Source organism: Streptomyces sp. NBC_01298 (assembly GCF_035978755.1).
In the GTDB taxonomy this organism is placed as follows: Bacteria; Actinomycetota; Actinomycetes; order Streptomycetales; family Streptomycetaceae; genus Streptomyces.
In genome coordinates this window covers 1,717,938-1,741,715 of sequence record NZ_CP108414.1, presented here as the reverse complement: position 1 = coordinate 1,741,715, position 23,778 = coordinate 1,717,938, and the positions used below count along the sequence as shown (strand labels likewise).

17 protein-coding genes are annotated in these 23,778 nt (G+C 67.7%); 11 read left to right on the top strand and 6 right to left on the bottom strand.

Translation table 11 applies throughout. The features are described 5' to 3' along the window. Nucleotides 1–7 precede the first annotated feature (7 nt). The 4 genes from OG730_RS07975 (at nucleotide 8) to OG730_RS07960 (ending at nucleotide 6,934) form a co-directional block, all read left to right on the top strand. Nucleotides 8–1,441, top strand: coding sequence for an N-6 DNA methylase (locus tag OG730_RS07975; RefSeq protein ID WP_327303550.1), 1,434 nt, complete (start codon nucleotides 8–10; stop codon nucleotides 1,439–1,441). Next, nucleotides 1,434–2,570: a restriction endonuclease subunit S gene (locus OG730_RS07970; protein WP_327303549.1), complete on the top strand. Its 1,137-nt coding sequence runs from the start codon at nucleotides 1,434–1,436 to the stop codon at nucleotides 2,568–2,570. The genes OG730_RS07975 and OG730_RS07970 overlap by 8 nt, the downstream gene beginning before the upstream one ends. Nucleotides 2,571–2,573: 3 nt before the next feature. Next, the gene (locus OG730_RS07965) at nucleotides 2,574–5,651 is read left to right on the top strand and encodes a type I restriction endonuclease subunit R (RefSeq protein WP_327303548.1); all 3,078 of its coding nucleotides are present in this window, start codon (nucleotides 2,574–2,576) and stop codon (nucleotides 5,649–5,651) included. Nucleotides 5,652–5,848: 197 nt separating this feature from the next. Beyond that, entirely contained in the window at nucleotides 5,849–6,934 is a 1,086-nt protein-coding gene (locus OG730_RS07960) for an IS630 family transposase (RefSeq protein WP_327303547.1), read from the top strand. On the opposite strand, the gene OG730_RS07955 is transcribed toward OG730_RS07960, so the two are convergent. Beyond that, nucleotides 6,931–7,887 (bottom strand): IS481 family transposase, encoded by a 957-nt coding sequence (locus OG730_RS07955; RefSeq protein ID WP_327303546.1) that lies wholly within the window; start codon nucleotides 7,885–7,887, stop codon nucleotides 6,931–6,933. The genes OG730_RS07960 and OG730_RS07955 overlap by 4 nt on opposite strands. Before the next feature lie 1,257 nt (nucleotides 7,888–9,144). On the opposite strand from OG730_RS07955, the gene OG730_RS44260 reads away from it, so the two are divergent. The 3 genes from OG730_RS44260 (at nucleotide 9,145) to OG730_RS07945 (ending at nucleotide 11,136) form a co-directional block, all read left to right on the top strand. After that, nucleotides 9,145–9,327, top strand: coding sequence for a winged helix-turn-helix transcriptional regulator (locus OG730_RS44260; RefSeq protein WP_442814854.1), 183 nt, complete (start codon nucleotides 9,145–9,147; stop codon nucleotides 9,325–9,327). Between the two features lie 257 nt (nucleotides 9,328–9,584). Beyond that, nucleotides 9,585–9,845, top strand: a complete 261-nt coding sequence (locus OG730_RS07950) for a helix-turn-helix transcriptional regulator (RefSeq protein WP_327309192.1) — start codon at nucleotides 9,585–9,587, stop codon at nucleotides 9,843–9,845. Between the two features lie 46 nt (nucleotides 9,846–9,891). Beyond that, nucleotides 9,892–11,136 carry a tyrosine-type recombinase/integrase gene (locus OG730_RS07945; protein WP_327303545.1) on the top strand — a complete coding sequence of 415 codons (1,245 nt, stop codon included), beginning with the start codon at nucleotides 9,892–9,894 and terminating at the stop codon, nucleotides 11,134–11,136. A 423-nt stretch (nucleotides 11,137–11,559) separates the two neighbouring features. Here OG730_RS07945 and OG730_RS07940 read toward each other — a convergent pair whose 3' ends face one another. Then, entirely contained in the window at nucleotides 11,560–12,750 is a 1,191-nt protein-coding gene (locus tag OG730_RS07940; RefSeq protein ID WP_327303544.1) for a magnesium and cobalt transport protein CorA, read from the bottom strand. Between the two features lie 164 nt (nucleotides 12,751–12,914). Between OG730_RS07940 and OG730_RS07935 the strand changes: the two genes are divergently transcribed. Both OG730_RS07935 and OG730_RS07930 read left to right on the top strand, forming a co-directional pair. Then, nucleotides 12,915–14,111 (top strand): winged helix DNA-binding domain-containing protein, encoded by a 1,197-nt coding sequence (locus OG730_RS07935; protein ID WP_327303543.1) that lies wholly within the window; start codon nucleotides 12,915–12,917, stop codon nucleotides 14,109–14,111. A gap of 198 nt (nucleotides 14,112–14,309) precedes the next feature. Further along, the gene (locus OG730_RS07930; protein WP_327303542.1) at nucleotides 14,310–15,878 is read left to right on the top strand and encodes an AMP-binding protein; all 1,569 of its coding nucleotides are present in this window, start codon (nucleotides 14,310–14,312) and stop codon (nucleotides 15,876–15,878) included. Between the two features lie 88 nt (nucleotides 15,879–15,966). Here OG730_RS07930 and OG730_RS07925 read toward each other — a convergent pair whose 3' ends face one another. Together OG730_RS07925 and OG730_RS07920 are read right to left on the bottom strand one after the other, a co-directional pair. Continuing rightward, on the bottom strand, nucleotides 15,967–16,455 hold the full coding sequence (locus OG730_RS07925) for a glutathione peroxidase (RefSeq protein ID WP_327303541.1): 489 nt from the start codon (nucleotides 16,453–16,455) through the stop codon (nucleotides 15,967–15,969). 50 nt (nucleotides 16,456–16,505) lie between these two features. Further along, on the bottom strand, nucleotides 16,506–17,384 hold the full coding sequence (locus OG730_RS07920; protein WP_327303540.1) for a hypothetical protein: 879 nt from the start codon (nucleotides 17,382–17,384) through the stop codon (nucleotides 16,506–16,508). A 267-nt stretch (nucleotides 17,385–17,651) separates the two neighbouring features. Between OG730_RS07920 and gcl the strand changes: the two genes are divergently transcribed. Both gcl and OG730_RS07910 read left to right on the top strand, forming a co-directional pair. Beyond that, entirely contained in the window at nucleotides 17,652–19,433 is a 1,782-nt protein-coding gene (gene gcl, locus OG730_RS07915) for a glyoxylate carboligase (RefSeq protein ID WP_327309191.1), read from the top strand. Nucleotides 19,434–19,584: 151 nt separating this feature from the next. Continuing rightward, nucleotides 19,585–20,580 carry a phosphotransferase family protein gene (locus tag OG730_RS07910; RefSeq protein WP_327303539.1) on the top strand — a complete coding sequence of 332 codons (996 nt, stop codon included), beginning with the start codon at nucleotides 19,585–19,587 and terminating at the stop codon, nucleotides 20,578–20,580. Nucleotides 20,581–21,117: 537 nt separating this feature from the next. On the opposite strand, the gene OG730_RS07905 is transcribed toward OG730_RS07910, so the two are convergent. Then, on the bottom strand, nucleotides 21,118–22,575 hold the full coding sequence (locus OG730_RS07905; RefSeq protein WP_327309190.1) for a catalase: 1,458 nt from the start codon (nucleotides 22,573–22,575) through the stop codon (nucleotides 21,118–21,120). Nucleotides 22,576–22,823: 248 nt separating this feature from the next. Continuing rightward, on the bottom strand, nucleotides 22,824–23,714 hold the full coding sequence (locus tag OG730_RS07900) for a 2-hydroxy-3-oxopropionate reductase (protein ID WP_327303538.1): 891 nt from the start codon (nucleotides 23,712–23,714) through the stop codon (nucleotides 22,824–22,826). Nucleotides 23,715–23,778: the final 64 nt, after the last annotated feature.

Here is a 23,778-nt window from a genome sequence, read left to right as displayed (position 1 = left end):
CGTGATCATGAACGAACAAGATCCACTTTCGCAACAGGCCCTAGACGACCTCTCCCCGGAGGAAGCCCGCGAGATCGAGTACCGCGACTACCAGTCGTTCGAGATCCCGCTCATCCACCCTGGCACCGTCCAGCAGCGTCGCGCCTCTTGGTCCTCCATCCTCGCCACCATCACCCAGACCGGCCTCGGCCAGCGGGTCCGAGCCTCCCTGCAGGCCATCGAGACGGCCAACCCTGACAAGTTCTCCCGTCTGTTCGGGTCCATGACCTGGACCTCCGAAGAGGTGCTGTCGGGGGAGGTGTTGGCTGCGGTCATGCAGGCGATGGACCGTACTCCAAAAATGCACGAGGGCAACATGTCCCACGACGTCCTCGGTGGAGCGTACGAGTACCTGTTGAAGCGGTTCTCCGACGGGTCCGGAACCCGTGCCGGCCAGTTCTTCACCCCGCGCGAGGTCGTCGAGCTGATCGTCGAGGTCCTCGACCCCAAGGGCTACGAGTCGGTGTACGACCCGACATGTGGGTCCGGCGGCATGCTCATCGCGTCGGCCAACCTGCTGAAGGCCCACGGCGGACGTGGCTACACGCTCAGCCTGTACGGGCAGGAGGCCGTACAGGACACTGCGGGTGTGGCACGCATGAACCTCTTCATGCACAACCTCACCCAGTTCCAGGTCGAGGTCGGCGACACCCTGAAGGACCCGCGCTTCAACAAGCCGGACGGGTCCGTCGCGCAGTTCGATGTGATCATCGCTAACCCGCCCTACAGCCTGAAGTGGAAGCCCTGGACCAATGACCCGCGCGCTGTCGGCGGGGTCGCCCCACAGTCGTCGGCGGACTGGGCGTTCGTGCAGCACATGATCGCCAGCATGGGCCCGAAGAAGGGCCGCGCCGGCGTCGTACTGCCGCACGGCGTCCTTTTCCGCGGCGGCCAGGAAGCAGCCATCCGCCAGCGCGTCCTGGATGACGACCTGCTCGAAGCGGTCATCGGCCTGCCTGCCAACCTCTTCTACAACACCAGCATCCCCACGGCGATCCTGGTGTTCCGTGCAGCCGGCACCAAGGCCCCGGAGCGGCAGGGCGGTGTGCTGTTCCTCGACGCCTCCAAGCGGTTCACCAAGGCCAAGAATCGCAACATCCTCACCGCCGCTGACATCGCGGACGTCGTGAATGCCTACCACTCGAAATTCGACGCTGACGGCAACCCGCTGGACCCCGACGGAGAAGGCGGGCTCGCGGCGCGATTCGTCCCCACCACGGAGATCGTGGCGAACGGGTACGACCTCAACATCGGCCGCTACATCAAGCATGCCACCGCCGAGCAGGAAGACCTCGGCACCCTCATCGACGCCTACAACATCGCCCGAGCGGAGCGCCAGAAGGTTGAGGCCCGAATGCTGCAGGTCCTCGCTGCCGCCGGGATTGGAGGCTTCGATGCGTGACTGGCGCCGGGTGTCGATCGGTGAACTGCTGATCCTTGAGTACGGCAAGCCGCTTCCCGAGAACGCTCGGGACGGCCAAGGATTCCCCGTCTACGGGAGCAACGGCATCGTCGGCTTTCACTCTCAGGCACTGGTGAAGGGGCCTGGTGTTGTCGTTGGACGAAAGGGCTCGTCGGGGGTCGTCACGTTCAGTGAAGGCGACTTCTCGCCCATCGACACCGCCTTCTACGTGTCGATCAAGGACCCCTCCGACATGGGCATGGAGTTCACCTACTGCCTCCTCGCCAACGCGAAGCTGACGGAGCTTACTACCCAGACTGGAGTTCCCGGGCTGTCGCGTAGCAGGGCATACGAAGCTCGAGTCACCGTGCCCCCGTTGCCAGTGCAGGAGCAGATCGTAGAGATCATCGGTGCTGTAGACGACCAAATCACCGCACTCGACGCTGAGTCAGAGGCGATGCATGCGGTTCTGCGTCGCAGACGAGCCGACCTCATCACCGACGACTCGGTTGAAGCCGTGAGGGCCGAGCACGCCTTCGACTTCTCCACGGGTGTTCGCCGGACACCTGACAGGGCGACCGGCCCGTACATGACGCCCTACCTCCGTTCCGCGAACGTCGGCTACGGGACGCTCGACCTGTCCGACGTACTCGAGATGAACTACGACCCAGCGGAGCGCGAGAAGTTCGGTCTCCGCTACGGCGACGTCTTGGTGTCAGAGGGCAGCGCAAGCGCGAATGCCGTCGGGATGCCTGCCATGTGGCGAGACGAGCTGGCAGCACCTGTCTGCACTCAGATGACCCTGCTCCGACTCCGGGCGCTGGAAGGGGTCTGCATCCCTGAGTTCGTCTTCCACTGGAGCATGTGGGCCTACGAGTCCAGAGCTTTCCTCGACGTCGCGGGTGGCACCAACATCAAGCACATCAGCGCCAAGCGGTCGAAGGGCATGGCCGTGCGCCTACCGTCACTCGACCGCCAACGCGAGATGGCGGTGGAACTTGACGCGATGGAGTCTGCGTTGGAGGCAACCCGCGCGGAGTCCGCCCGTCTCCGTGGAGTCCGGGCGGGCCTGCTGTCGGGGCTGCTGGACCGCACCATCGACATCGAGTCCGCCGAGTTGGAGGTCTGAGCCGTGGCGAAGGGCATTCGGGAACGTCAGTTCCAGAACCTGATGATCCAGTGGTCTCTCCCGCTGAGCTGGGACTTCACAGCGGGCAGGTTACTGGCGCGTGAGACGACGCAGACGGTGGTTGTCGGCCAGCTGCGCGACGCCATTGTCCGGCTCAACCCTCGGGTGATCGACGGGTTCGACGTGGACGCGGTGGTCGAGGAGATCGTCGCCACGGTCAACGCGGTCGAGGGCGGCTTGGTGCGGGCCAACGAGCAGGTACTGCGCCTGCTGCGCGGGCACAAGGAGTTCCGGGACGCCGACGGCGTGTGGCACGCCCTGAAGGTCATCGACTTCGAGCGCCCGACCGCCAACACGCTGGTCGTGTCGGACGAGGTAACCATCGCCGTCCCAGGCAAGACTTCCCGGCGGTTCGACCTCGTGTACTGGGTCAACGGCCTGCCCCTGGTAGTAGTCGAGGTGAAGTCGCCGAATGCGAAGTCCGGGTGGGCCGATGCCGCCCGCGAGATCAACAATGTGTACGCCACCGAGTACCCGTGGTTCTTCACCCCCAACGTCTTCGCGGTGGCCTCCGACGGGCTGAAGCTGCGCTTCGGCACCGCTGGTGCGCCCACGAACCTGTGGCAGCCGTTCCGGTCCACCGCCGACGACGAGAACCTGTCCGGGCAGGCCGACGTGAAGCGCTCCGTCGAGCTGCTGCTCAATCCGGCAACCGTCCTGGACATGCTCGCTAACTTCGCCCTCTTCGACACCTCCGGAGGTGGGGCGGACAAGAAATACCTGCCCCGCTACCCACAGATGGAGGCCGCGCACCTGATCCACGAACGGGTCCTGGAGGGCGGGTCGAAGGGCCTGATCTGGCACCACCAGGGGTCCGGGAAGACGCTGCTGATGGTGTTCGCCGCCTCGCTGCTGCTGGCTGACACCCGCACCGAGTCGCCCACGATCATCCTGCTCTCGGACCGGACCCAGCTTGTTCGGCAGACCTCCGGGGTGTTCACCTCCGCGATGGGGGACACCTACTTCCACCAGCCCGCCACGAGTGCCGAACTGCGCGCCTTGCTGGCCGACGACGTGCGCGGCATCATCTCCACGACCGTCCACAAGTTCGCCGACGCCGGCAAGAACCTGTCGACTCGGGGCAACATCGTCGTGCTGGTCGACGAGGCACACCGCACTCAGTCCGCCAGGTCGAAGTCCCTAGCTGGGCAGATGCGTGCTGCGTTGCCGCACGCGAAGTTCTTCGGCATGACCGGCACCCCCGTCAGGAACCTCGCCACCGACACCTTCGCCCTCTTCGGTGAGGAGACCGACCCGGGCAGGGTGCTGCACCGGTACTCGGTGTCCCGGTCTCTGCTGGACGAGGCGACCGTCCCGGTCATGCTGGACCCCCGCCCGGTCGCCTTCGAGATAAACGACCTTGCGTTGCAGGCCGAGTTCGACCAGTTCGCCGACGACTTCGACCTCGACGACCCCGACCGTGAGGCCCTGTCCCGTAAGTTCGGGCGGCTCACCTCGGTGTTCGCCAACCCCGATCGCATACACGCGGTCTGCCAGGACATCGTGGACCACTACCTGGCCGGCGCTTACCGCAACGGCCTCAAGGCCCAGGTCGTCGCCTACAACCGTGAGCTGGCCGTGGCGTACACGGACAAGCTCAACGAGCTTCTGGCAGGCTTCGAGTCGTCACAGGTGCTCGCCGAGGTCGGGAAGCATGACCGGATCACCGCCGAGGTGAACATCTCCGTCTCGGACTCCAAGGAAGAAGACCCGGCCATGCGGGTGTTCCAGCTCTCGGAGGCCGACGAGGAGGAGCAGAAGCGGCGGTTCCTGACACCGGACGACCCGCTGTGCTTCCTGGTGGTGACCGCGAAGCTGATGACTGGGTTCGACGCCCCCAACGAGGGCGTCCTCTACCTGGACAAGCCGCTGAAGGCCCACACTTTGTTCCAGACGATCACGCGCCCGAACCGTACCTGGGTGTCCCCGACCGGGTTCGTGAAGACCTCTGGCGTGGTCGTGGACTACATCGGCCTCGCCGAAGATGTCCAGCGGGCCGTCGTCGACCCCACCTCGGCGGCGGCCGGCAAGGGAGGCGGGTTCGTCACCGACTTGTCCGAGCTGGTCGACGAGTTCCGTATCACCTTCGCCCGCATCGAAGACCTCCTCGTGGACGTGGACGGCCTGGACCTCACAGTCCACGGATATGAGTCCGTTCGAGCCATCAACGTCTTCCTGGACACCAACCCTGGTGTGGCTGAGGTGTTCACCAAGAACTACCGGCTCCTGGCCCGTCTGTACCCACTGATCAACACTGACAAGCGGGTCGCCAAGTATCGTGACGGCTTCGGGCTGTTCGGGTCTGTGTACACGACCCTGTTTAAGAAGTCCTCCGACGAGGAGAGGAAGGAACGGCTGGCCGAACTGGGGCCGATGGTCCTGGAGATCATCAACACCCACGTCCACTCCTTCTCCGTGGCCGCCTCTCAGGAGGAAGCCCTCGTCCTGGACGCCCAGGGCATCGCCATACTCAAGGAGCTGCTGGCCCTCGTCCGCCCCAAGCCCGACAAGGGCGACGGCGAGGACAAGACGCCGCCGTCCGCAGCGGCGATCCTGGACCACATCAAGGCGGCCCTCGAAAAGGGCGTCGAACCAGGGTCCGTGAAGTACACAGCCCTCGCAGAGCGGATCAAGCAGCTGCGGGACCGGATCATCCAGAACGCCCAGGACGCCCTGGAGTTCCTCTCCGAAGCACTCCGGGTTGCCCGCGCCATCGTGAACGCCGAGAAGCACCCCGACGAAGCCGTCGTCGTGCTGGACGACGACCACGTGGGTGTCCTATCGCGGATCATCCACGACCATGCACCGTCCGGCCTCACAGTCACGGAGAGAAACTTGGCCGAGGAGATCGACCAGGTGGTCACCCGCACCCTCAGCCGGTCATGGGACAACGCTGACGCTCGTAACCGAGGCGCCCGTCGCGCCACCGCCGCGGTCTTCCGCCGGTACACGCTGAAGCCGGTAGGGGAGCCGTACGACTCGACCGTTGCCTACATCGAAGCCCACTACCTTGTTGACTGACGAACGCACGGCTGCCCGGCAACCCGTGGCGGTTGCCAGCCTCGCCGCGTTGCCTCGGGCCCTGATCGATTCCATCGCCCTCACGCAAGGCCCTAGTGATCTGGGTTTGAGGTCTGGGCTCGCCCCATGAGTCGTGTTCTGTTTCAGATCTTGGGTTCTGCCTGACGGGGCGGGTTTCGGTCCGGTGTCCTGACGGGATGGGCGATAACAGGCTGCCGCCAGTGGTGCTGTCGGAAGCTGAGCGACTGACGTTGGAGAGCTGGGCCGGGCGGCGTTCAACTGCGCAGGGCCTGGCCCAGCGAGCGCGGATCGTGCTCGCGTGCGCACGAGGGTGGAACAACACCGTGGTCGCCGCGCGGTTGGACACTGAGCGCAAGACGGTAGCCAGATGGCGGTCCCGGTTCCTGCGGGACCGCCTGAACGGCCTGTCGGACGAGCCGCGGCCCGGGGTGCCGCGGACCATTACCGACGCCCAGGTCGAAGAGGTGGTGGTCCGCACCCTCGAACAGACACCTGCGGGCGGGACACACTGGTCGAAGCGGGAGCTGGCCAAGGTGGTGGGGATCTCCCCGGCGAGCGTGCTGAGGATCTGGCATGCCTTCGGCCTGCAGCCCTGGCGGACCGAGACCTTCAAGATCTCCCCGGACCCGTTCCTGATCGACAAGATCCGCGATGTCGTCGGCCTCTACCTCGCCCCGCCGGCGAACGCGGCCGTGTTCGCCGTGGACGAGAAACCGCAGATCCAGGCCCTGGAGCGGACCGCACCGGTCCTGCCGATGCTGCCCGGAGTCCCCGAACGGCGGAGCTTCGACTACGTCCGGCATGGCACCGTCGACCTGTTCGCCGCCCTGAACACCGCGACTGGCAGGGTGATCACGAAACTGTCCGCGCAGCACCGGGCTGTGGACTTCCGGGACTTCCTCGACGACATCGACCGCCAGACCGATCCGGGCCTGGCGGTCCACGTCATCTGCGACAACCTCTCTGCCCACAAGGCGCCGGTCGTGCGCAAGTGGCTCCTTGCGCATCCCCGGTTCCAGCTCCACTTCACTCCCACGTACTCGTCGTGGATCAACCAGGTCGAGCGGTGGTTTGCCGAGCTGGAACGACGCTGCCTCGAACGCGGAGTGTTCTGCTCACTCGACGACCTCAAGGCCGCACTCGAAGGCTGGATCGAGGTCTGGAACGACCAGGCCAGGCCGTTCAAGTGGACCAAGACCGCCGACCAGATCCTCGACCGCATCTGCCGCTACTGCGACAGGATCTCCAAACCAGGTCACTAGGTGTATTGGCCCGCAGGGTTGTTGACTCGGCTGATGGGTGGCTTGCCGTCGAGTGCTGTGTGGCAGCGGTGGTGGTTGTAGGTGTGGAGGAAGTCTGCCAGGGCTTCGGTCCGCTCCTGGTTTGAGGTGTAGGCCCGCAGGTAGGCCCACTCCTCGGCGAGGGTGCGGTTGAAGCGTTCGACTTTGCCGTTGGTCTGGGGCCGGTAGGCGCGGGTGAGTTTGCCGCTCGCGCCGAGCTCGGCCAGGACGGCCTTCCAGGCCAGGCCCTTGCGGTAGGACCAGGCGTTGTCTGTCAGGACCCGTTCGATCCGGGTGATGCCCTGGCTGTGGAAGAACGCGGCCGCGCGGGTGAGGAAGCCGGCGCAGGTCGCGACTTTCTCATCGGGGTGGATCTCGCTGTAGGCGAGGCGGGTGTGGTCGTCGACGGCGGAGTGGATGTAGTCGAAGCCCATCTGGCCGCGGGTGGCCCGGCCGGCTTGGCGGCCGATGGCCTTGTGGCCGCCTCCGTCGGGGATCCGGCCGAGTTTCTTCACGTCCACGTGGATCAGTTCGCCTGGCCGCTCGCGTTCGTAGCGGCGGATCACGGTGCCGGTCGGGCGGTCGAGCCAGGCGAGCCGGTTCAGGCCGTGGCGGGTCAGGATGCGGTGGACGGTCGAGGCGGGCAGGCCCAGGACCGGGCCGATCCGGGCGGGCCCGAGCTTGCGGGTCCGCCGCAGGTCACACACTCTGGCCTCGATGTCGGCGGGGGTGCGGTGGGGTGTCGTGCGTGGCCGGCTGGAGCGGTCGTGCAGCCCGGCGCCGCCTTCGGCCCGCCACCGGCGCATCCACTTGTGGGCGGTGGCCCGCGATATGCCCATCTCGGCCGCGACGTGTGCGACGGCCCGGCCCGAGCGGACACGTTCGACCAGGAGGCGCCTACCGAAGACGGTCAGGCGGGCGTTACGGTGGGACACGAAGACCTCCGTCGTGCAATGGGTTCCTAGACAGCTCCCACCACACCGGAGGTCTTCGTCATGTTCAAGACCTACCGAGTGTCAACAACGCTCGTGATCAATACAAGGTCATTGACCTGGAGCCTTGTCTACTGCCGCTGCGCTCGCGGAGCAGGGCGCCCCGAAGACGGACCACTAAGTGTTGGTGTGGTGCCATTCGGCCAGCAGGACCTGGGCCGCGTCGCCGTAGGCGCGGGCCCGCTCCCACACTTTGTATCGGTCGGTATGGAGCCGTCGGGTCTCGTTCACCATGCCGGGGCGGATACGCAGCCCGGCTGATGCTCTACGGTCGTCCGTGGCGCGACCGGGCTCGGCGGACCCATAAAGGACTGAGGAGCCCCGGACGTCCTTGGCCTGGCGGCTCGCGCCCAGCATCTCTGCCCAGAAACCGACCGCAGTGACAGCCGGGTGATTCATTGGGAGTCCCAAGGTGAGCTCAGGCCCAGCCTTGGGGATGCTCCGCCACACGGCGCCGGAATGCCGGATCGCCTCCACCCACCAGGCCGGCGCCGCTACACCCACGGGCCAAGGCTGGGGAAGACGCATCGGTGGACGTCGTTGCGATGCTGCCCGGCGAACAAGCATGTCGGCCGCTTTGAGGTAGGCCACGTCGCATGTCTGGCTTCGGGCTTGTAGGGCCGAGTACATGGCGTGGCAGCGGTTGCGTGCCTCTCGGCCGTCCCCGGCGGAGGCGACTGCCTCTCGTGCCGAGGTAGCCCGTTCATGTGCCAAGGCGGATATCTGCCCTAGCTTCCGCAGCCGATGCAGTGACTGCTCCCAGAGCGCATCGCCCGTCCGCATCTGCATGCCCTTCCTCGGTCGCAGGGACGTTCGGCGTTGAATCCGCCCACAGCAGACGACAAGTAGGCGCGGACGACTGGAACGTCCTGTCGGGCCATGTCAACGTACAACACCTGCGAAAACAGCAGGTCAACGAGGGGATAGCCCCTGGCTGACTCCATCGTCGAACGTGATGCCAACAGGCCAAGGCACCGATCCAGTCTCACGGCGTCGTACTTCAGGAGGCTCCACTGTCCAACACCGTTCTCCGCTCGCTCCGCCAAACTTCCCCGCTCCTCTTCGCCCTGAGCGCTGCCTACGCCGTGGCTGGCCAGCAGCGCAACGACTACGGCGCTGTCTCCACGGCGCTCTGCCTCTCGGTGTGCTCGGCCGGCCTCTTCGCGGAGGACCTCCTTCAGGACGGCTACAGGCGAGACCGTGTTCGTCCTTGCCTACGTTGCGACGCATCCCGGCGCTACGGCTCAGCAGACAGCTGGGGCATTGGAGATTTCCGAGAACGTTGTGGCCAGGTGTCTTTCCCGACTCACGGATGATGGTCTGGTCGCCGTGAGCGAAGAGGCTTCTGATGCAGGGCTCCGCTCCTATCGACTCGCCGAGTGAGCCGAGCATGGGTGCGCGCTGTTGTAGGGGATATCAGGCGGTCCGTGAATTCGGTAATCCCAGATTCTCCGGATCATTGGATCTGTCCGTGGTGGTTGTGCTTGGCGGTGTAGCCGTGCGGACGACTGCTCGATGGCAGCTGGAGATTTCAAGAGGATCTCCGGCGGCTTCCCCGCCCTTGATCTCTACTGAAGGAGTTCTCCTTGCAGGGCCTCAATGAGCCAACCCAGGACTCGGCACTCCGGAGCGCAACCACCATGCACCGCGCGTTTCTTGGTGTGGCGGAAGCGGCTGCGTACCTCGGTCTCTCGCCCCGGACGCTGTACGTCTGGCGTCACCGGCGTCAGGGGCCGCCGAGTTTCCGTCTGGGAGCCCGCGGGCGCGTGACCTACCGGATCGACGCCCTCGACGCCTGGATACGCGAGCAGGAACAGGCGGACTCCCGCTCGAACCCTGCATTGAACCCCGTGAGCGCTGCGCCGTACCGGCGTCGTGCCGACTGCTCGGCAACCGCCTGAGATCTCCAGGCCTACGGCCCGCAACCTCATAATCGTAAGGAAGTTCTTGGCCGGCTACATAGAAGACCGATGGATAAACAAGAAGAAGGACCCTGTCACCGGCAAGCGGGAGCGATCCGCCCGCTTCGGGAAAGGTACCCGGTACCGAGTCGCCAGAATTCCGGGCGTCCGTGACATGTCGTTCGACACCCTGGAGGATGCGAAAGCATGGCTGCGCCGGGCAGGTACCGACAGTGAGCGGGGCGAGTTCGTCGATCCGCGTGACGGCTCCATCACCGTCACCGACTACGTCACCCGATATTGGAAGGCAGGCGTGCGGGGTGCGCCGGGTACGATCAAACGGGTCGACGAGCGCGTACGTCTCCACATCCTTCCGCACCTCGGCTCAGTGGCTCTGAGGGACATCTCTGCGACCGTCCTGCGCGGCTACATCGCCACACTCGAAGGCGAGTGCGCACCCCGCTACGCCCGCCAGATCCTCACGTCCCTTTCGAACATCTTCGAGACGGCGATCGACGACAAGCGCCTCGTCCGCAATCCGATGCGCGCCAAGTCGGTGCGCTGGCCTAAGGTGCCGGAGGATCTGCGGGAGATTTGGCCGCTGGAGACCGCGCAGCGCGTACGGGACGTCATCAACCCGCGCTACCGGGTCGCGGTTGTGGTTGCCCTCGGATGCGGGCTACGTCAGGGGGAGGTCTTCGGCCTCTCACCGCTGGACGTCGACTTCGAACGCGGTGTCATCCGCGTGCGGCGTCAGGTGCAACTGCTCAACGGCCGCTTGTACTTCGCGCTGCCCAAGGGTGGGAAAACGCGCATCGTCGATATGCCTCCTTCGGTCGCAGCCGAGTTGCTCGCCCATTTCCTACAGCACCCGGCTGTTGAGGTCGAGCTGCCGTGGGGTGGTCCTGAGCCCGAGCGGGAGAAGCAGGCGTTCCCGCTCGTCTTGACCACGACGTACGGCAACGCGATCCGCGCCAACATCTTCAACGACGAGAACTGGAAGCCTGCCCTCGCGAAGGCAGGTGTCATTCCCCTTAGGGAGAAGGGGGAGCGCTGGAAGGCATCTCGCAAGGACGGCTTCCACGTCCTCCGGCACACCTACGCCTCCATCATCCTCGAAGCCGGCGAATCGGTGGTCACCCTCGCTCGGTGGCTCGGCCACTCCAGCCCGACCATCACCCTCGATCACTACGCCCACTTCATGCCCGAAGCCGGGGGCAAGGGGCGGGCGGCCGTCGACGCGCTGCTCGGCGTAGCTCCCCAGTACGTCCCAGAGAACCTCACGGCATGAGGAAGCGGGTGGCACAGCCTGCGCTGTGCCACCCGCTTCCTCATGCCGCGGTGATGCCGCAGTGCGTAGGCGTGGGCTGGGCGGTGTCGCCGATCGTGGATTGGGTGCTGGCGGGCTGGTGAGGATCTCGACTCCGATTGCTTGGTCGACCACTCCTTCCCCTCGAGGCCCCGCCGTACCGCCACCCGTGTTGATGACAGCGTTGCCGGAGGGCACCCGGTGCGGTGGGGCTCACTCTCGGTGATGTTCCACGAGGGCGGGGTACTTTGGGCCGGGCTGCGTCAGACGCGGAAACAGCAGGTGAGGGTGAAGGCGCCCCCTGCCCCCAGCGGAGTGCATTCCCCCCAGATTCCCCCCAAGCCCTTCGGAAGCATCCTTCGGGTCCTTTGCGATCGCGAAATTGATCGACAGTGGGGCTGCTATCTACAGCCAGTCGCGCTTCTTGAAGATGACGTACAGGCTCACGCAGACCACCGCCATCAACAGGATCGCGAAGGGGTAGCCGCCCGCCCACTTCAGTTCCGGCATGGTCTCGAAGTTCATGCCGTAGATGGTTCCCACGAGTGTGGGTGCAAACAAGATTGCCGCCCAGGAGGAGATCTTCTTGATCTCCTCGTTTTGTTCGAAGCCGGCCTCGGCCAGGGCTCGCATTTCGGCGTTTTGTTGTTGGGAGACCAGGGTGGCGTTGACCGTCAGGATTTCGGTCAGGGCCTGGCGGAAGCCGTCCACGCGTTCGCTGGTGTGCGTGACGTGGTCGGCCACGTCGCGGAGGTAGCGCTGGAGTTCCTCGTCCGTGCCGTACTTCGCGAAGCCGGCCATCAGGCTGTGGAGCATGCCGACCAGGGGGCGGGTGGCGCGTTGGAACTCGACCATTTCGCGGGAGAGTTCGTAGATGCGGCGGGAGACCTCCGGGTCGCCGCTGAAGACCTCGGTCTCGATCTCGTCCATGTCGATCTGGACGCCCTCGACGACGGGGGCGTAGCCGTCGACCACCGCGTCGAGGATGGCGTACAAAGCGGCTTCCGGTCCGAGGGAGAGGAGTTCGGGGGACTCCTCCATGCGGCGGCGGACCGCCGAGAGGTCCGGGGCCGCGCCGTGGCGGACCGTGATCAGGAAGTCGGGGCCGACGAAGATGTGGAGCTCGCCGAAGTCGACCTCCTCCAGCGCGTCCAGGTAGCGGGCGGCCCGCAGGACGACGAAGAGGGTGTCGCCGTAGCGCTCCAACTTGGGGCGCTGGTGGGCTTCCAGGGCGTCTTCGATGGAGAGTGGGTGGAGGTTGAACTCATCTGCCAGGGAGTGGAGTTCGGGCTCCGTGGGGCGGTGCAGGCCGATCCAGGCCATGCCGTCGGGCTGTTCGCGCAGTTGGCGGAAGGTGTCGGCGAGGGTGGTGGGGGAGGCGATCCGGACTCCGTCGCGGTAGACCGCGGAGTCGATCACGCTGCGGTGGTCCGGAGGGGTGGGGGCCGGCGGTGGCGGCTTCGGGGCCCGTGGAGGTGTGGCGGGAGGGGTGGGGGGAGAGGCGGTCGGGCGTCGCCATCCCGCACGCTTCGCGGGCGCCGGTGTGGGTGTGGAGGCGGACGGGGGCGTGGGGCGGTGGTCTGGTCGCTCCGACATCGCAGGTCAGCTCCCGGTCGAACGGGTGTTTACGAGGGTTTGTGGGCAAGGTGCAGGATATCCGGGTGAATGGGCCCGGGGGTTCACGCGGGTCCGTGTGCGAGGGTGCGACCGGTCCGGAGTTGCGGACAGAGGGTGTCCGCATGGGCCGCTACGTTGCTGTCATGGCCTCCAAGACGAAGCGTCCCGTACTCGGCACCCGTGCACTGAACCGTGCCACGCTCGCCCGTCAGCTGCTCCTCACCCGGACAGAGATGTCCGCACAGGACGCCACGCGGCACCTGCTGGGGCTACAGGCCCAGAACGCGAAGCCGCCCTACTTCCAGCTCCACGCCCGCCTCGCCGGTTTCGGGCCGGCCGAGCTCGCCGGGTTGATGGAGTCCCGGGAGGTGGTCCGGATGGTCACCATGAGGTCCACCATCCACACCCACACCGTGCACGACGCGCTCACCCTGCGTCCCCTCGTCCAGCCGGCCCGCGACCGGGAGATCAACTACTTCCGCAAGGGCCTCGTCGGAGTGGACCTGGACCGGCTGGCCGAGCGCGCCCGGGTGTTCGTGGAGGCCGAGCCGCGGACCATGGCGGAGATACGGGAGGAACTGCTCAAGGAGTGGCCCGGAGCCGACCCCCAGTCGCTGTCCGTCGCCGCGCGCTGCCGGCTTCCGCTCGTCCAGGTCACCCCGCGCGGGGTCTGGGGGAAGAGCGGCCAGGTCCGTCTCACCACCTTGAACGAGTGGGTGGGAGAGGGCGGGGGGTCTGGCGGGGAGGATTCCGGGATCGATGACGTCGTTCTGCGGTACCTCGGGGCTTTCGGGCCCGCGTCCGTCAAGGACATGCAGACGTGGGCCGGGCTCACCCGGCTGCGCGAGGCCTTCGAGCGGCTCAGGCCGGTCCTGGAGGTGTTCCAGGACGAGAACGGCGTCGAACTCTTCGATCTCCCCGACGGGCCCCGCCCCGATGCCGGGCAGCCCGCGCCGCCCCGGTTCCTTCCCGAGTTCGACAACCTGCTCCTCTCCCACGCCGACCGGTCCCGGGTGATCCCGCCCGAGCTGAAGGGGAGCAGCTGGACCGGGAACCAGGCCCACTGCACCCTGCTCCTCGACGGCTTCCTCGCCGGGCTCTGGAAGCTGGACGGCGGGAAGGGAGGGGGGACGGACGGCGGGAAGGGAGGGGGGACGGACGGCGGGAAGGACGGAGAGAAGGGCGCTGGGACGCTCACCGTCGAGTTGTTCTCCGCCGTGTCCAAGGCCGACGAAGCGGAGATCGCGGCCGAGGGGGAGAGGCTTCTCGCGGAGATGGGCGAGGGGGCGGGCGAGGGCCGTCCGGGCGGCTCCGTCCGCTTCGGGTCCATCCGGGGCTGAGCCGCGGCGCGGCGGTCCCGGGCCACCCGGCCCCGCCGCGCTCTGGTGGCCCGTACGCCGGACACGGCACGATGCCTGGCACGACCGAGATCACCCGCGATCGTTCTCGTTCGTGGCGGGCCGCTCGACCACCGACGGACGGAGGCGGCGGCGCGTCAGCCAGGCAGCTGTTCGGGATCAGGGACCTAGGAGAGAGCAATGCGGATTCCCATGACCGTCACGGACTTCCTCGACCGGGCCGAGCTGGGGTTCTCGTCCAGTCCGGGCGTGGTGGACGAGCCGGATCAGCCCGCTCCACCGGTCCCCGATTCGACCTACGGAAGGCTCGGCGAACGCGTACGGGCCTGGCAGGCGGGCTTCGACGCGCTGGGGGTCGGTGAGGGCGAGCGCGTGGCGGTGGTCAGCCACAACTCCGCCCGGCTCCTGGAGCTGCTGTTCGCGGTGCCGATGAGCGGGCGCGTCTGCGTACCGGTCAACTTCCGGCTGAAGCCGGACGAGGTCGAGTACGTGGTCCGGCAGAGCGGGGCCTCCGTGCTGCTCGTCGACCCCGAACTGGACGAGGCGCTGTCGGGCGTCAAGGCCCGCCACCGCTTCGTCCTCGGGCCGGAGACGGACGCGGCGCTGATGCGCTTCGGGGTGGAGCCGCGCCCCTGGTCGCACCCGGACGAGGACGCGACGGCGACGATCAACTACACCTCGGGGACCACCGCCCGCCCCAAGGGGGTGCAGCTGACCCACCGCAACATCTGGGTGAACGGCCTCACCTTCGGCCTGCACACCCGGGTCTGGGAGCGTGACGTCTACATGCACACGCTCCCGATGTTCCACTGCAACGGCTGGGGCATGCCCTTCGTGATGGCCGGGCTCGGCGTCAAGCAGGTCGTGCTGCGCAAGGTCGACGGCGCCGAGATCCTGCGCCGGGTCGAGGAGCACGGGGTCACGCTGATGTGCGGAGCGCCCGCCGTGTGGAACACCGTGCTGGACGCGGCGGCGAGCTGGGAGGGCGAGATCCCGGGCCGCGACCGGGTACGGGTCGTCTGCGCGGGCGCCCCGCCGCCGAGCCGGACGATTCAGCGGATGGGCGAGGAGCTGGGCTGGGAGTTCACGCAGATCTACGGCCTGACCGAGACCTCGCCGCTGCTCACCTTCAACCGGATCCGACCGGCCGACGCGGAGCTGCCGGCCGGGGAGCGGGCGCACAAGCTCGCGCGCGGGGGGCTGCCCGCGCTCGGGGTCAAGCTGAAGGTGTCCGAGGACGGCGAGGTACTGGCCAGGTCGAACGTCGTACTGGAGGGGTACTGGGACAAGCCCGAGGAGACCGCGGCCGCACTGCGGGACGGCTGGTTCCACACGGGTGACGGCGGCACCGTCGACGAGGAAGACGGCCATCTGACGATCTCCGACCGGAAGAAGGACGTGATCATCACCGGCGGCGAGAACGTGTCCTCGATCGAGGTGGAGGACGCGATCTTCAGCCACCCGGCGGTCGCGGAGGTCGCCGTCATCGGTGTGCCGCACGAGAAGTGGGGCGAGACGATCAAGGCCCTCGTGGTCCTTGTCGAGGGAGCCGGGGGAGCCGGGGGAGCCGATGGAGAGGCCGTCCATGAGGCGGACATCATCGCCCACTGCAAGCAGCGACTGGCCGGCTACAAGGCCCCGACGTCGGTCGAGTTCCGCGACGCCATCCCGCGCACGGCCACCGGCAAGATCCAGAAGTTCAAGCTCCGCGAGCCGTACTGGTCGGGTCAGGACCGGCAGGTGAACTGACCCCCGGCCTCCGCGAACGGCCGAGGGCCGGTACGGGGCTGCGCGCGCAGCCCCGTACCGGCCCTCGGCCCTCGGTGATCAGGCGGTGCTAGGCCGGCAGCTGGGCCTCGATCGCGGCGATGACCTCGGCGGCCTCGGGCTCGGTGCGCGGGCGGAAACGGCCCACGACCTCGCCGGCGGGGGAGATCAGGAACTTCTCGAAGTTCCAGGTGATGTCACCGGCCTCGCCCTCGGCGTCCGGGAACTTCACCAGCTCCGCGTAGAGCGGGTGGCGGTTCTCGCCGTTGACGTCGGACTTCTCCAGGATCGGGAAGGTGACTCCGAAGCCGGCCGCGCAGAACGTCTGGATGTCGTCGGCGTTGCCGGGCTCCTGGCCGCCGAACTGGTTGCAGGGCACGCCGATGACGGTGAAGCCCTTCTCCTCGTACGTGAACTGGAGGCGGGCCAGACCCGAGTACTGAGGGGTGAGACCGCACTGCGATGCGGTGTTCACGAGCAGGATCGCCTTGCCCTTGTGCGCGGCGAGGCTGGTGGGCTCGTCGGACAGGGTGGTCAGCGGGATGTCGTACAGGCTCATCAAGCTCTCCTCGGCACTCGGCAGGCAAACACGCGTAATACCCCCAGAGCCTAGGCCCCCATGGCGAGGAGGTCCTCCGCCGGGTCGTTGACCGGCTGGGGCATGCCCGTGAGGTCCATGACGAAGAGGGGTATCCCGAGGTCGTCCGCGCGGGCGCGCGCGTCCTGCGTATATCCGGCGAGCGAGAAGTAGACGCTGGTCGCGCAGGCCGTGAGCCCGTTCAGCCAGACGCACTCCACCGCCCGCAGCCCGGCCGGCGCCGTGGTCGGGTCCACCTGGGCGACCAGGCCGGGGGCCCGCAGGTCCACCGCCGTCGAGGGGAGCGGCCGGCCGTCGGGCTGGCGCACGTCCTGGAACCCGAGCCAGCGCAGGTACAGGGCCGCGGTGACCACCGCGTCCCGGGCGGTCCGGATGGTCAGGGGCCGGAAGGCGGGACGGGGCACGGCGGGGTCCGGGGCGGCCGGGGAAGCCGGGGCGCCTGGGAAAGCCGGGGCGCCCGGGGAAGCCGGGGCGCCCGGGAAAGCCCGAGGCGCCGAGGGGGCAGGGGAAGCCGGCTGCGGGCCCGCCGCCGGCCCGGGCGTCTTCGCCGCGCGGGGGGAAGTCCGTACGTCCCCGCCGGAGGGAATCCCGCCCACCATCCCGCTCGCCGTCCCGCCCACCGGCTCCAGCGGATGCACCGGAACCAGCACCACCGTCCCGCAGGAGGAGCACCCCATCTCCGGATGCGGCCACTCACCCTCGCGGCCGCAGGCCCCGCACCGCACCGCGACCCAGCTGTCCGTCCACGTGCGGTGGGTCAGCTCCCGGGGCGGTGACGCCAGGTCCAGGGGAGGGACGACGGGGTTACCGCAGGCGCAGGGGAACACCGGGGCGGCGTAGCCGTTCTCGCGCAGGCACGCCGGGCAGCGCACCGGTACCGCATCCGCCATCAGAACCGGACCCCCTTCGTCGCTGTGCGTAGGCCCATGGTCCACCACCTGCCACCGCAGGGGTGGGCGGACCCTCGATTTTCGGTCGAGCCCTGGTTTTTCGTACAACTCACTGCCCAGGACGTCGCTTTTGGTGGGTTCCGGGGTGCCGTACCGCCTTGACGTTGCGGGGAGTCCCCGCTTAGCTTGTTCCGTATAGCAGAACAAAACTTCCGGATTACGGAAAAGCCTGACCCGCCAGACCCGCAGGAGAACTCGATGCCTCGTATGACAGCCGCCGCCGCTGCAGTGGAGATCCTCAAGCTTGAGGGTGTCGAACAAGCGTTCGGCGTTCCCGGTGCTGCGATCAACCCGTTCTACCGCGAGCTCAAGAACGTGGGCGGAATCGCCCACACGCTGGCCCGCCACGTCGAGGGTGCCTCGCACATGGCCGAGGGTTACACCCGCGCCAAGGCCGGCAACATCGGCGTCTGCATCGGTACCTCGGGCCCGGCCGGCACCGACATGATCACCGGCCTGTACTCCGCGATCGCGGACTCCATCCCGATCCTGTGCATCACCGGTCAGGCTCCGGTCTCGAAGCTCCACAAGGAGGACTTCCAGGCCGTCGACATCGCCTCGATCGCCAAGCCGGTCACCAAGAAGGCGACGACCGTTCTGGAGGCCGCCCAGGTTCCGGGCGTGTTCCAGGAAGCCTTCCACCTGATGCGCTCCGGCCGTCCGGGCCCGGTCCTGATCGACCTCCCGATCGACGTCCAGCTGACCGAGATCGAGTTCGACCCCGAGACCTACTCGCCGCTGCCGGTCTACAAGCCGAGCGCCACCCGCGCCCAGGCCCGCAAGGCCCTGCAGTTCCTGCTCGAGTCCGAGCGCCCGCTGATCGTCGCCGGTGGCGGCATCATCAACGCCGACGCCTCCGACCTGCTGGTCGAGTTCGCCGAGCTGACGAACGTCCCGGTCATCTCCACCCTCATGGGCTGGGGCGTCATCCCGGACGACCACGAGCTGGCCGCCGGCATGGTCGGTGTCCAGACCTCGCACCGCTACGGCAACGCGACGTTCCTCGAGTCGGACTTCGTCTTCGGCATCGGCAACCGCTGGGCCAACCGTCACACCGGTTACAACCTGGACGCCTACACCAAGGGCCGCAAGTTCGTCCACGTCGACATCGAGCCGACCCAGATCGGCAAGATCTTCGCCCCGGACTTCGGCATCGCCTCGGACGCCAAGGCGGCCCTGGAGCTCTTCGTCGAGATCGCCAAGGAGCTCAAGGCCGAGGGCAAGCTGCCCGACTTCAGCGCCTGGGCCGCTTCCGCCCAGGAGCGCAAGGCGACGCTGCTGCGCCGCACGCACTTCGACAACATCCCCATGAAGCCGCAGCGCGTCTACGAGGAGATGAACAAGGCGTTCGGCCCTGAGACCCGCTACGTCACCACCATCGGTCTGTCCCAGATCGCCGGTGCGCAGATGCTGCACGTCTACAAGCCGCGCAACTGGATCAACTGTGGCCAGGCCGGCCCCCTCGGCTGGACCATCCCGGCCGCGATCGGTGCCGCCACCGCGGACCCGGAGACCCCGATCGTCGCGCTGTCCGGCGACTACGACTTCCAGTTCATGATCGAGGAGCTGGCGGTCGCCGCCCAGCACAAGGTCCCCTACGTTCACGTCCTCGTGAACAACGCCTACCTGGGTCTGATCCGTCAGGCGCAGGGCGGCCTGGGCATCAACTTCGAGGTCAACCTCGAATTCGAGAACATCAACACCCCCGAGCTGGGTGTCTACGGTGTCGACCACGTCAAGGTCGCCGAGGGCCTGGGCGTCAAGGCGATCCGCGTCACCGACCCGGACAAGCTGGGCGAGGCCTTCGAGACGGCCAAGAAGTGGGCCCAGGAGCACCAGGTCCCGGTCGTCGTCGAGGCCATCCTCGAGCGCATCACCAACATCTCGATGAGCAAGACCGTCGACATGAGCGACGTCACCGAGTTCGAAGAGGTCGCGACCGAGCTGAGCCACGCCCCGACCGCGCTCCGCAACACCCTGCCCGCCTAGTCCCACCAGGCTGGTCTAGCACCACCGAACGGCCCCCGTCCCTCCTCCAGGAGGAACGGGGGCCGTTCCGCGTCCCCTACGGGCCCCAGGTCCCGCCCCCGTTCCACCAGACGGCACGCCCGCGCGGCGCAGCCCCGTATAGATTCGCCCGATGCGCAGATTCGCGGAGGCCGAGGACCTGTCGGGAGTGGTGCGGGACGCACTGGGAGGGGCGCGGCGGATCGCCGGCGTGCAGCGCCTGCGAGGGGGGAGCAAGAAGGGCGTCTACCGGGTCCGGCTCGCCGGGGCCGGGACGCCGAGCGTGATCGTCTACAGCTGGGCGGACGAGGAGAACTTCTGGCCCGGCGCCACCGCGGGGGAGGGGACCGACGGAACGGACCCCTTCGCGCCCGCCTCCGGACTGGAGCCCTTCCTGGCCGCGCAGCGGCTGCTGCGCGAGCTCGGGGCCCGCGTACCCCGGCTGCTGCTGGCGGACGGCAGCCGGCAGCGGTACGCGGCGGACGTGGCGGTGGTGGAGGACGTCCCCGGCGGCACGCTGGAAGCGCTCCTCGACACCGACCCGGCGGCCGCGCGGAAGGCCTTGACCGACCTGGCCCGGACCCTGGACCTGATGCAGAGCCGCCGGGCCCCCCGCTACGGCAGGGTGGACCTGCTGGAGCGGGGAGGCACCGCTCTCGGCGGCTCCTGCGAGCAGCTGGTCCTCGACCGCGCCCTGCGCGACCTCGGGGAAGCGGCGGGCCGCGACAGCAGGATCGCGGCGGCCCGCGGCCGGCTCGACGACCGCCTCCGGACCCTTCGGGCACTGGTGGCGCCGCGCACCGAACACGGACTGATCCACGGGGAACTGGGCCCCGACCACGTCCTGGTGACCGAGGACGGGGAAGCGGTCCTCATCGACATCGAGGGCCTCATGTACTTCGACGTCGAGTGGGAGCACGTCTTCCTCCGGCTCCGCTTCCAGGAGCGCTACGAGGCCCTGGCCCGCCCCGGCCTCGACCCGCGGCGACTCGCCCTCTACGAGCTGGCGATGCGCCTCTCCCTGGTGGCGGGCCCGCTACGCCTCCTCGACGGCGACTTCCCCGACCGGGAGTTCATGCAGGGCATCGCCGAGCACAACCTCGAGGAGGCCCTGGCCCTGCTTCCGTAGGACCGGGCCAGGACCCCCGGCACGACAAAGAGCCGAGTCACGGGACCGTCCGTGACTCGGCTCTTTGGGTGTGTGCTGCTTGTTACCGCCCGACGGTACGAGGCTGGCGCGACAGGACGTTCGCACCGCCGGGCGGAGTTGTGGTGGCGTCGGGCGGAACCCGACGGCCGGAGGCCGGCGCAGCCGGCCCGATGCCCGCGCGGCGGTGTGAGGACGGCGTCCAGGAGAGGCCGTTCGCACCGCCGGGCGGAGAGGGTGGGGGAGGTGCTCCTCCAGATACAGGGGGCTCTGTGCGTGGCCCCTGTATATAGAGGAGTGAATTTGGCTGGGACCGTGGCGAACGGCGACGAGAACTCCGGCTTCGTCTCCCTCAGGTCAAGAGACGGGCCTCGGAACCCATTACCACCGCACTGGCTCGCACGCTCGCCACGGTCCTCGTCCTGCCCTCACCGCGTACCACCCCTCATCCGGGTCCGCGGTGTGGGCTCAGCACCCGGATCCTGACCTCCCGTCAGAATCCCGGCGCAGCTTGTGGGCTCAGGCGTCGCGCAGGGCGCGGACGGCCTCCTCGACGCGCTTGCCGTAGTCGGCGTCCGCGGCGTGGAAGTGAGCCAGGTTCTTCTCGATGACGTCCTCGAGGGTGACCTGAGACAGGCCGCCGGCGATGGTCGCCACCAGACGCTGCTTCTCGGCCTCCGACATCAGGCGGTAGAGCTCACCGGCCTGGAAGAAGTCGTCGTCCTTGGTGTGGGCAGGAGCCTCGTGGGTGCCCGTGTAGCCGGAGACGGCCTTCGGGGCGCCCAGCGCCAGACCGGTCTCGGCCGGACCCTGGTGCGAGTTGGGCTCGTAGTTCTTGTCGTGGCGCGAGCCGTTGCGCAGCGCCATGACGCCGTCGCGGCCGTAGTTGTCGGCCTTGGTGGCCTTCGGAGCGTTGACCGGGATCAGGGTGTGGTTCACACCGAGGCGGTAGCGCTGGGCGTCGGCGTAGGCGAAGAGGCGGCCCTGGAGCATCTTGTCCGGCGAGGCGGTGATGCCCGGGACGAAGTTGTTCGGGGAGAACGCGGCCTGCTCGACCTCGGCGAAGACGTTGTCCGGGTTGCGGTCGAGGACCAGACGGCCCACGCGCTGCAGCGGGTAGTCGCTGTGCGGCCACACCTTGGTGAGGTCGAACGGGTTGAAGCGGTAGTCCGCGGCCTCGGAGGCCGGCATGACCTGGACGTACAGGGTCCAGCTCGGGTTCACACCGCGCTCGATGGCCTGCAGCAGGTCGGTCTGGTGCGAGTTGGCGTCGGAGCCGACGAGCTCGGCGGCCTGCTCGCCCGACAGGCAGCGGATGCCCTGGTTCGTCTTGAAGTGGTACTTGACGAAGAAGGCCTCGCCCTGGGCGTTGGTCCACTGGTACGTGTGGGAGCCGTAGCCGTTCATGTGACGGTACGACGCCGGGATGCCGCGGTCACCCATCAGCCAGGTGATCTGGTGCGTCGCCTCGGGGGCGTGCGCCCAGAAGTCCCAGACGTTGTCCGCTTCCTGCTTGCCCGTGAAGGGGTCGCGCTTCTGGGAGTGGATGAAGTCGGGGAACTTGATCGGGTCCTTGATGAAGAACACCGGGGTGTTGTTGCCGACGAGGTCGTAGTTGCCCTCTTCGGTGTAGAACTTCAGCGCGAAGCCGCGCGGGTCGCGGACGGCGTCCGCGCCACCCAGCGAGTCGGCGACGGTGGAGAACCGCAGGAAGGTCTCGGTCTTCTTGCCGACCGTGTTCAGGAACGCGGCGCTGGTGTACGCGGTGACGTCGTCGGTCACCTCGAAGTGGCCGTACGCGGCGCTGCCGCGGGCGTGCACCACGCGCTCCGGGATGCGCTCGCGGTTGAAGCGGGCGAGCTTCTCCAGGAGCTGCTGGTCCTGGATCAGCAGGGGGCCACCGACGCCGGCGGTAGCGGAGTTCTGGTTGTCGGCGACCGGGGCGCCAGACTCGGTCGTCAGCGTGCGCTTCGACATGGTGACCTTCCGTACGGGGAACTGCTGACGGAATCCGTCTTCCGTCATGCGGAACAGCCTAATTTCGGCATGAACTCGACGTCAACAGTTTGTTGAAAGAAAGAAAAGGAGAGGGAGAGGTGATCCGGACGGTGCCGGCACTTGGGCGCGACAGGACAGGTGTCAGCACCGGCACCATCCGGAAACTCAGGGCCCCGCGAGCGGGGCGGGTGGCGGCCCGCTGAGGGGGCCGCCTATCCGAGCGGAGCTCAGATCTGGGCGCCGGAGAGGCGCTCGACCGCGCGGAGCAGCGCGGAGTGGTCCAGGCCACCGTCACCCTGGGCGCGCAGCGAGGCGACCAGCTGGGCGACGACCGCGCCGACCGGGAGGGCAGCACCGACGTTGCGGGCGGCGTCGGTGACGATGCCCATGTCCTTGTGGTGCAGGTCGATCCGGAAACCGGGCTTGAAGTCGCGGTTCAGGAAGTTGGCCTTCTTGCGGGTCAGGACCGTGGAGCCGGCCAGACCGCCGTTGAGCACGTCCAGAGCGGCTTCGAGGTTCACGCCCGACTTCTCGAGGAAGACGACGGCCTCGGCGCACGCCTGGATGTTCACCGCGACGATGAGCTGGTTGGCGGCCTTCACCGTCTGGCCGGAGCCGTGCGGGCCGCACAGGACGATGACCTTGCCGAGGGCCTCGAGGATCGGGAGGGCCTCGTCGAAGTCGGCCTGCTCGCCACCCACCATGATCGACAGGACGGCCTCGATGGCACCGGCCTCGCCACCGGAGACCGGGGCGTCGATGACGCGGATGCCCTTGGCGGCGGCGTTCTTCGCCAGGTCGATCGAGGTCTGCGGGGTGATCGACGACATGTCGATGATCAGCGCGCCGGACTTGGCGTTCTCGAGGATGCCGTTCTCACCGTAGGAGATGGCCTCGACCTGCGGGGAGGCGGGCACCATCGTGATGATGACGTCGGCGTCCTTGACGGCCTCGGCGATCGAACCGGCGGCGCCGCCGCCGGCCGCGGCGAGGCGGTCCAGCTTGTCCTGCTCCAGCGTGAAGCCGGTGACCGAGTAGCCGGCCTTCAGGAGGTTCTCGGCCATGGGGGAGCCCATGATGCCGAGGCCGACCCATGCGATCTTGGGGAGGTTGCTCATGATGAGGGTCCTTCTCTTAATGCTTCGTACGAAAAGTTCGTCTGGTGCCTGGCTGTTCGCCCGG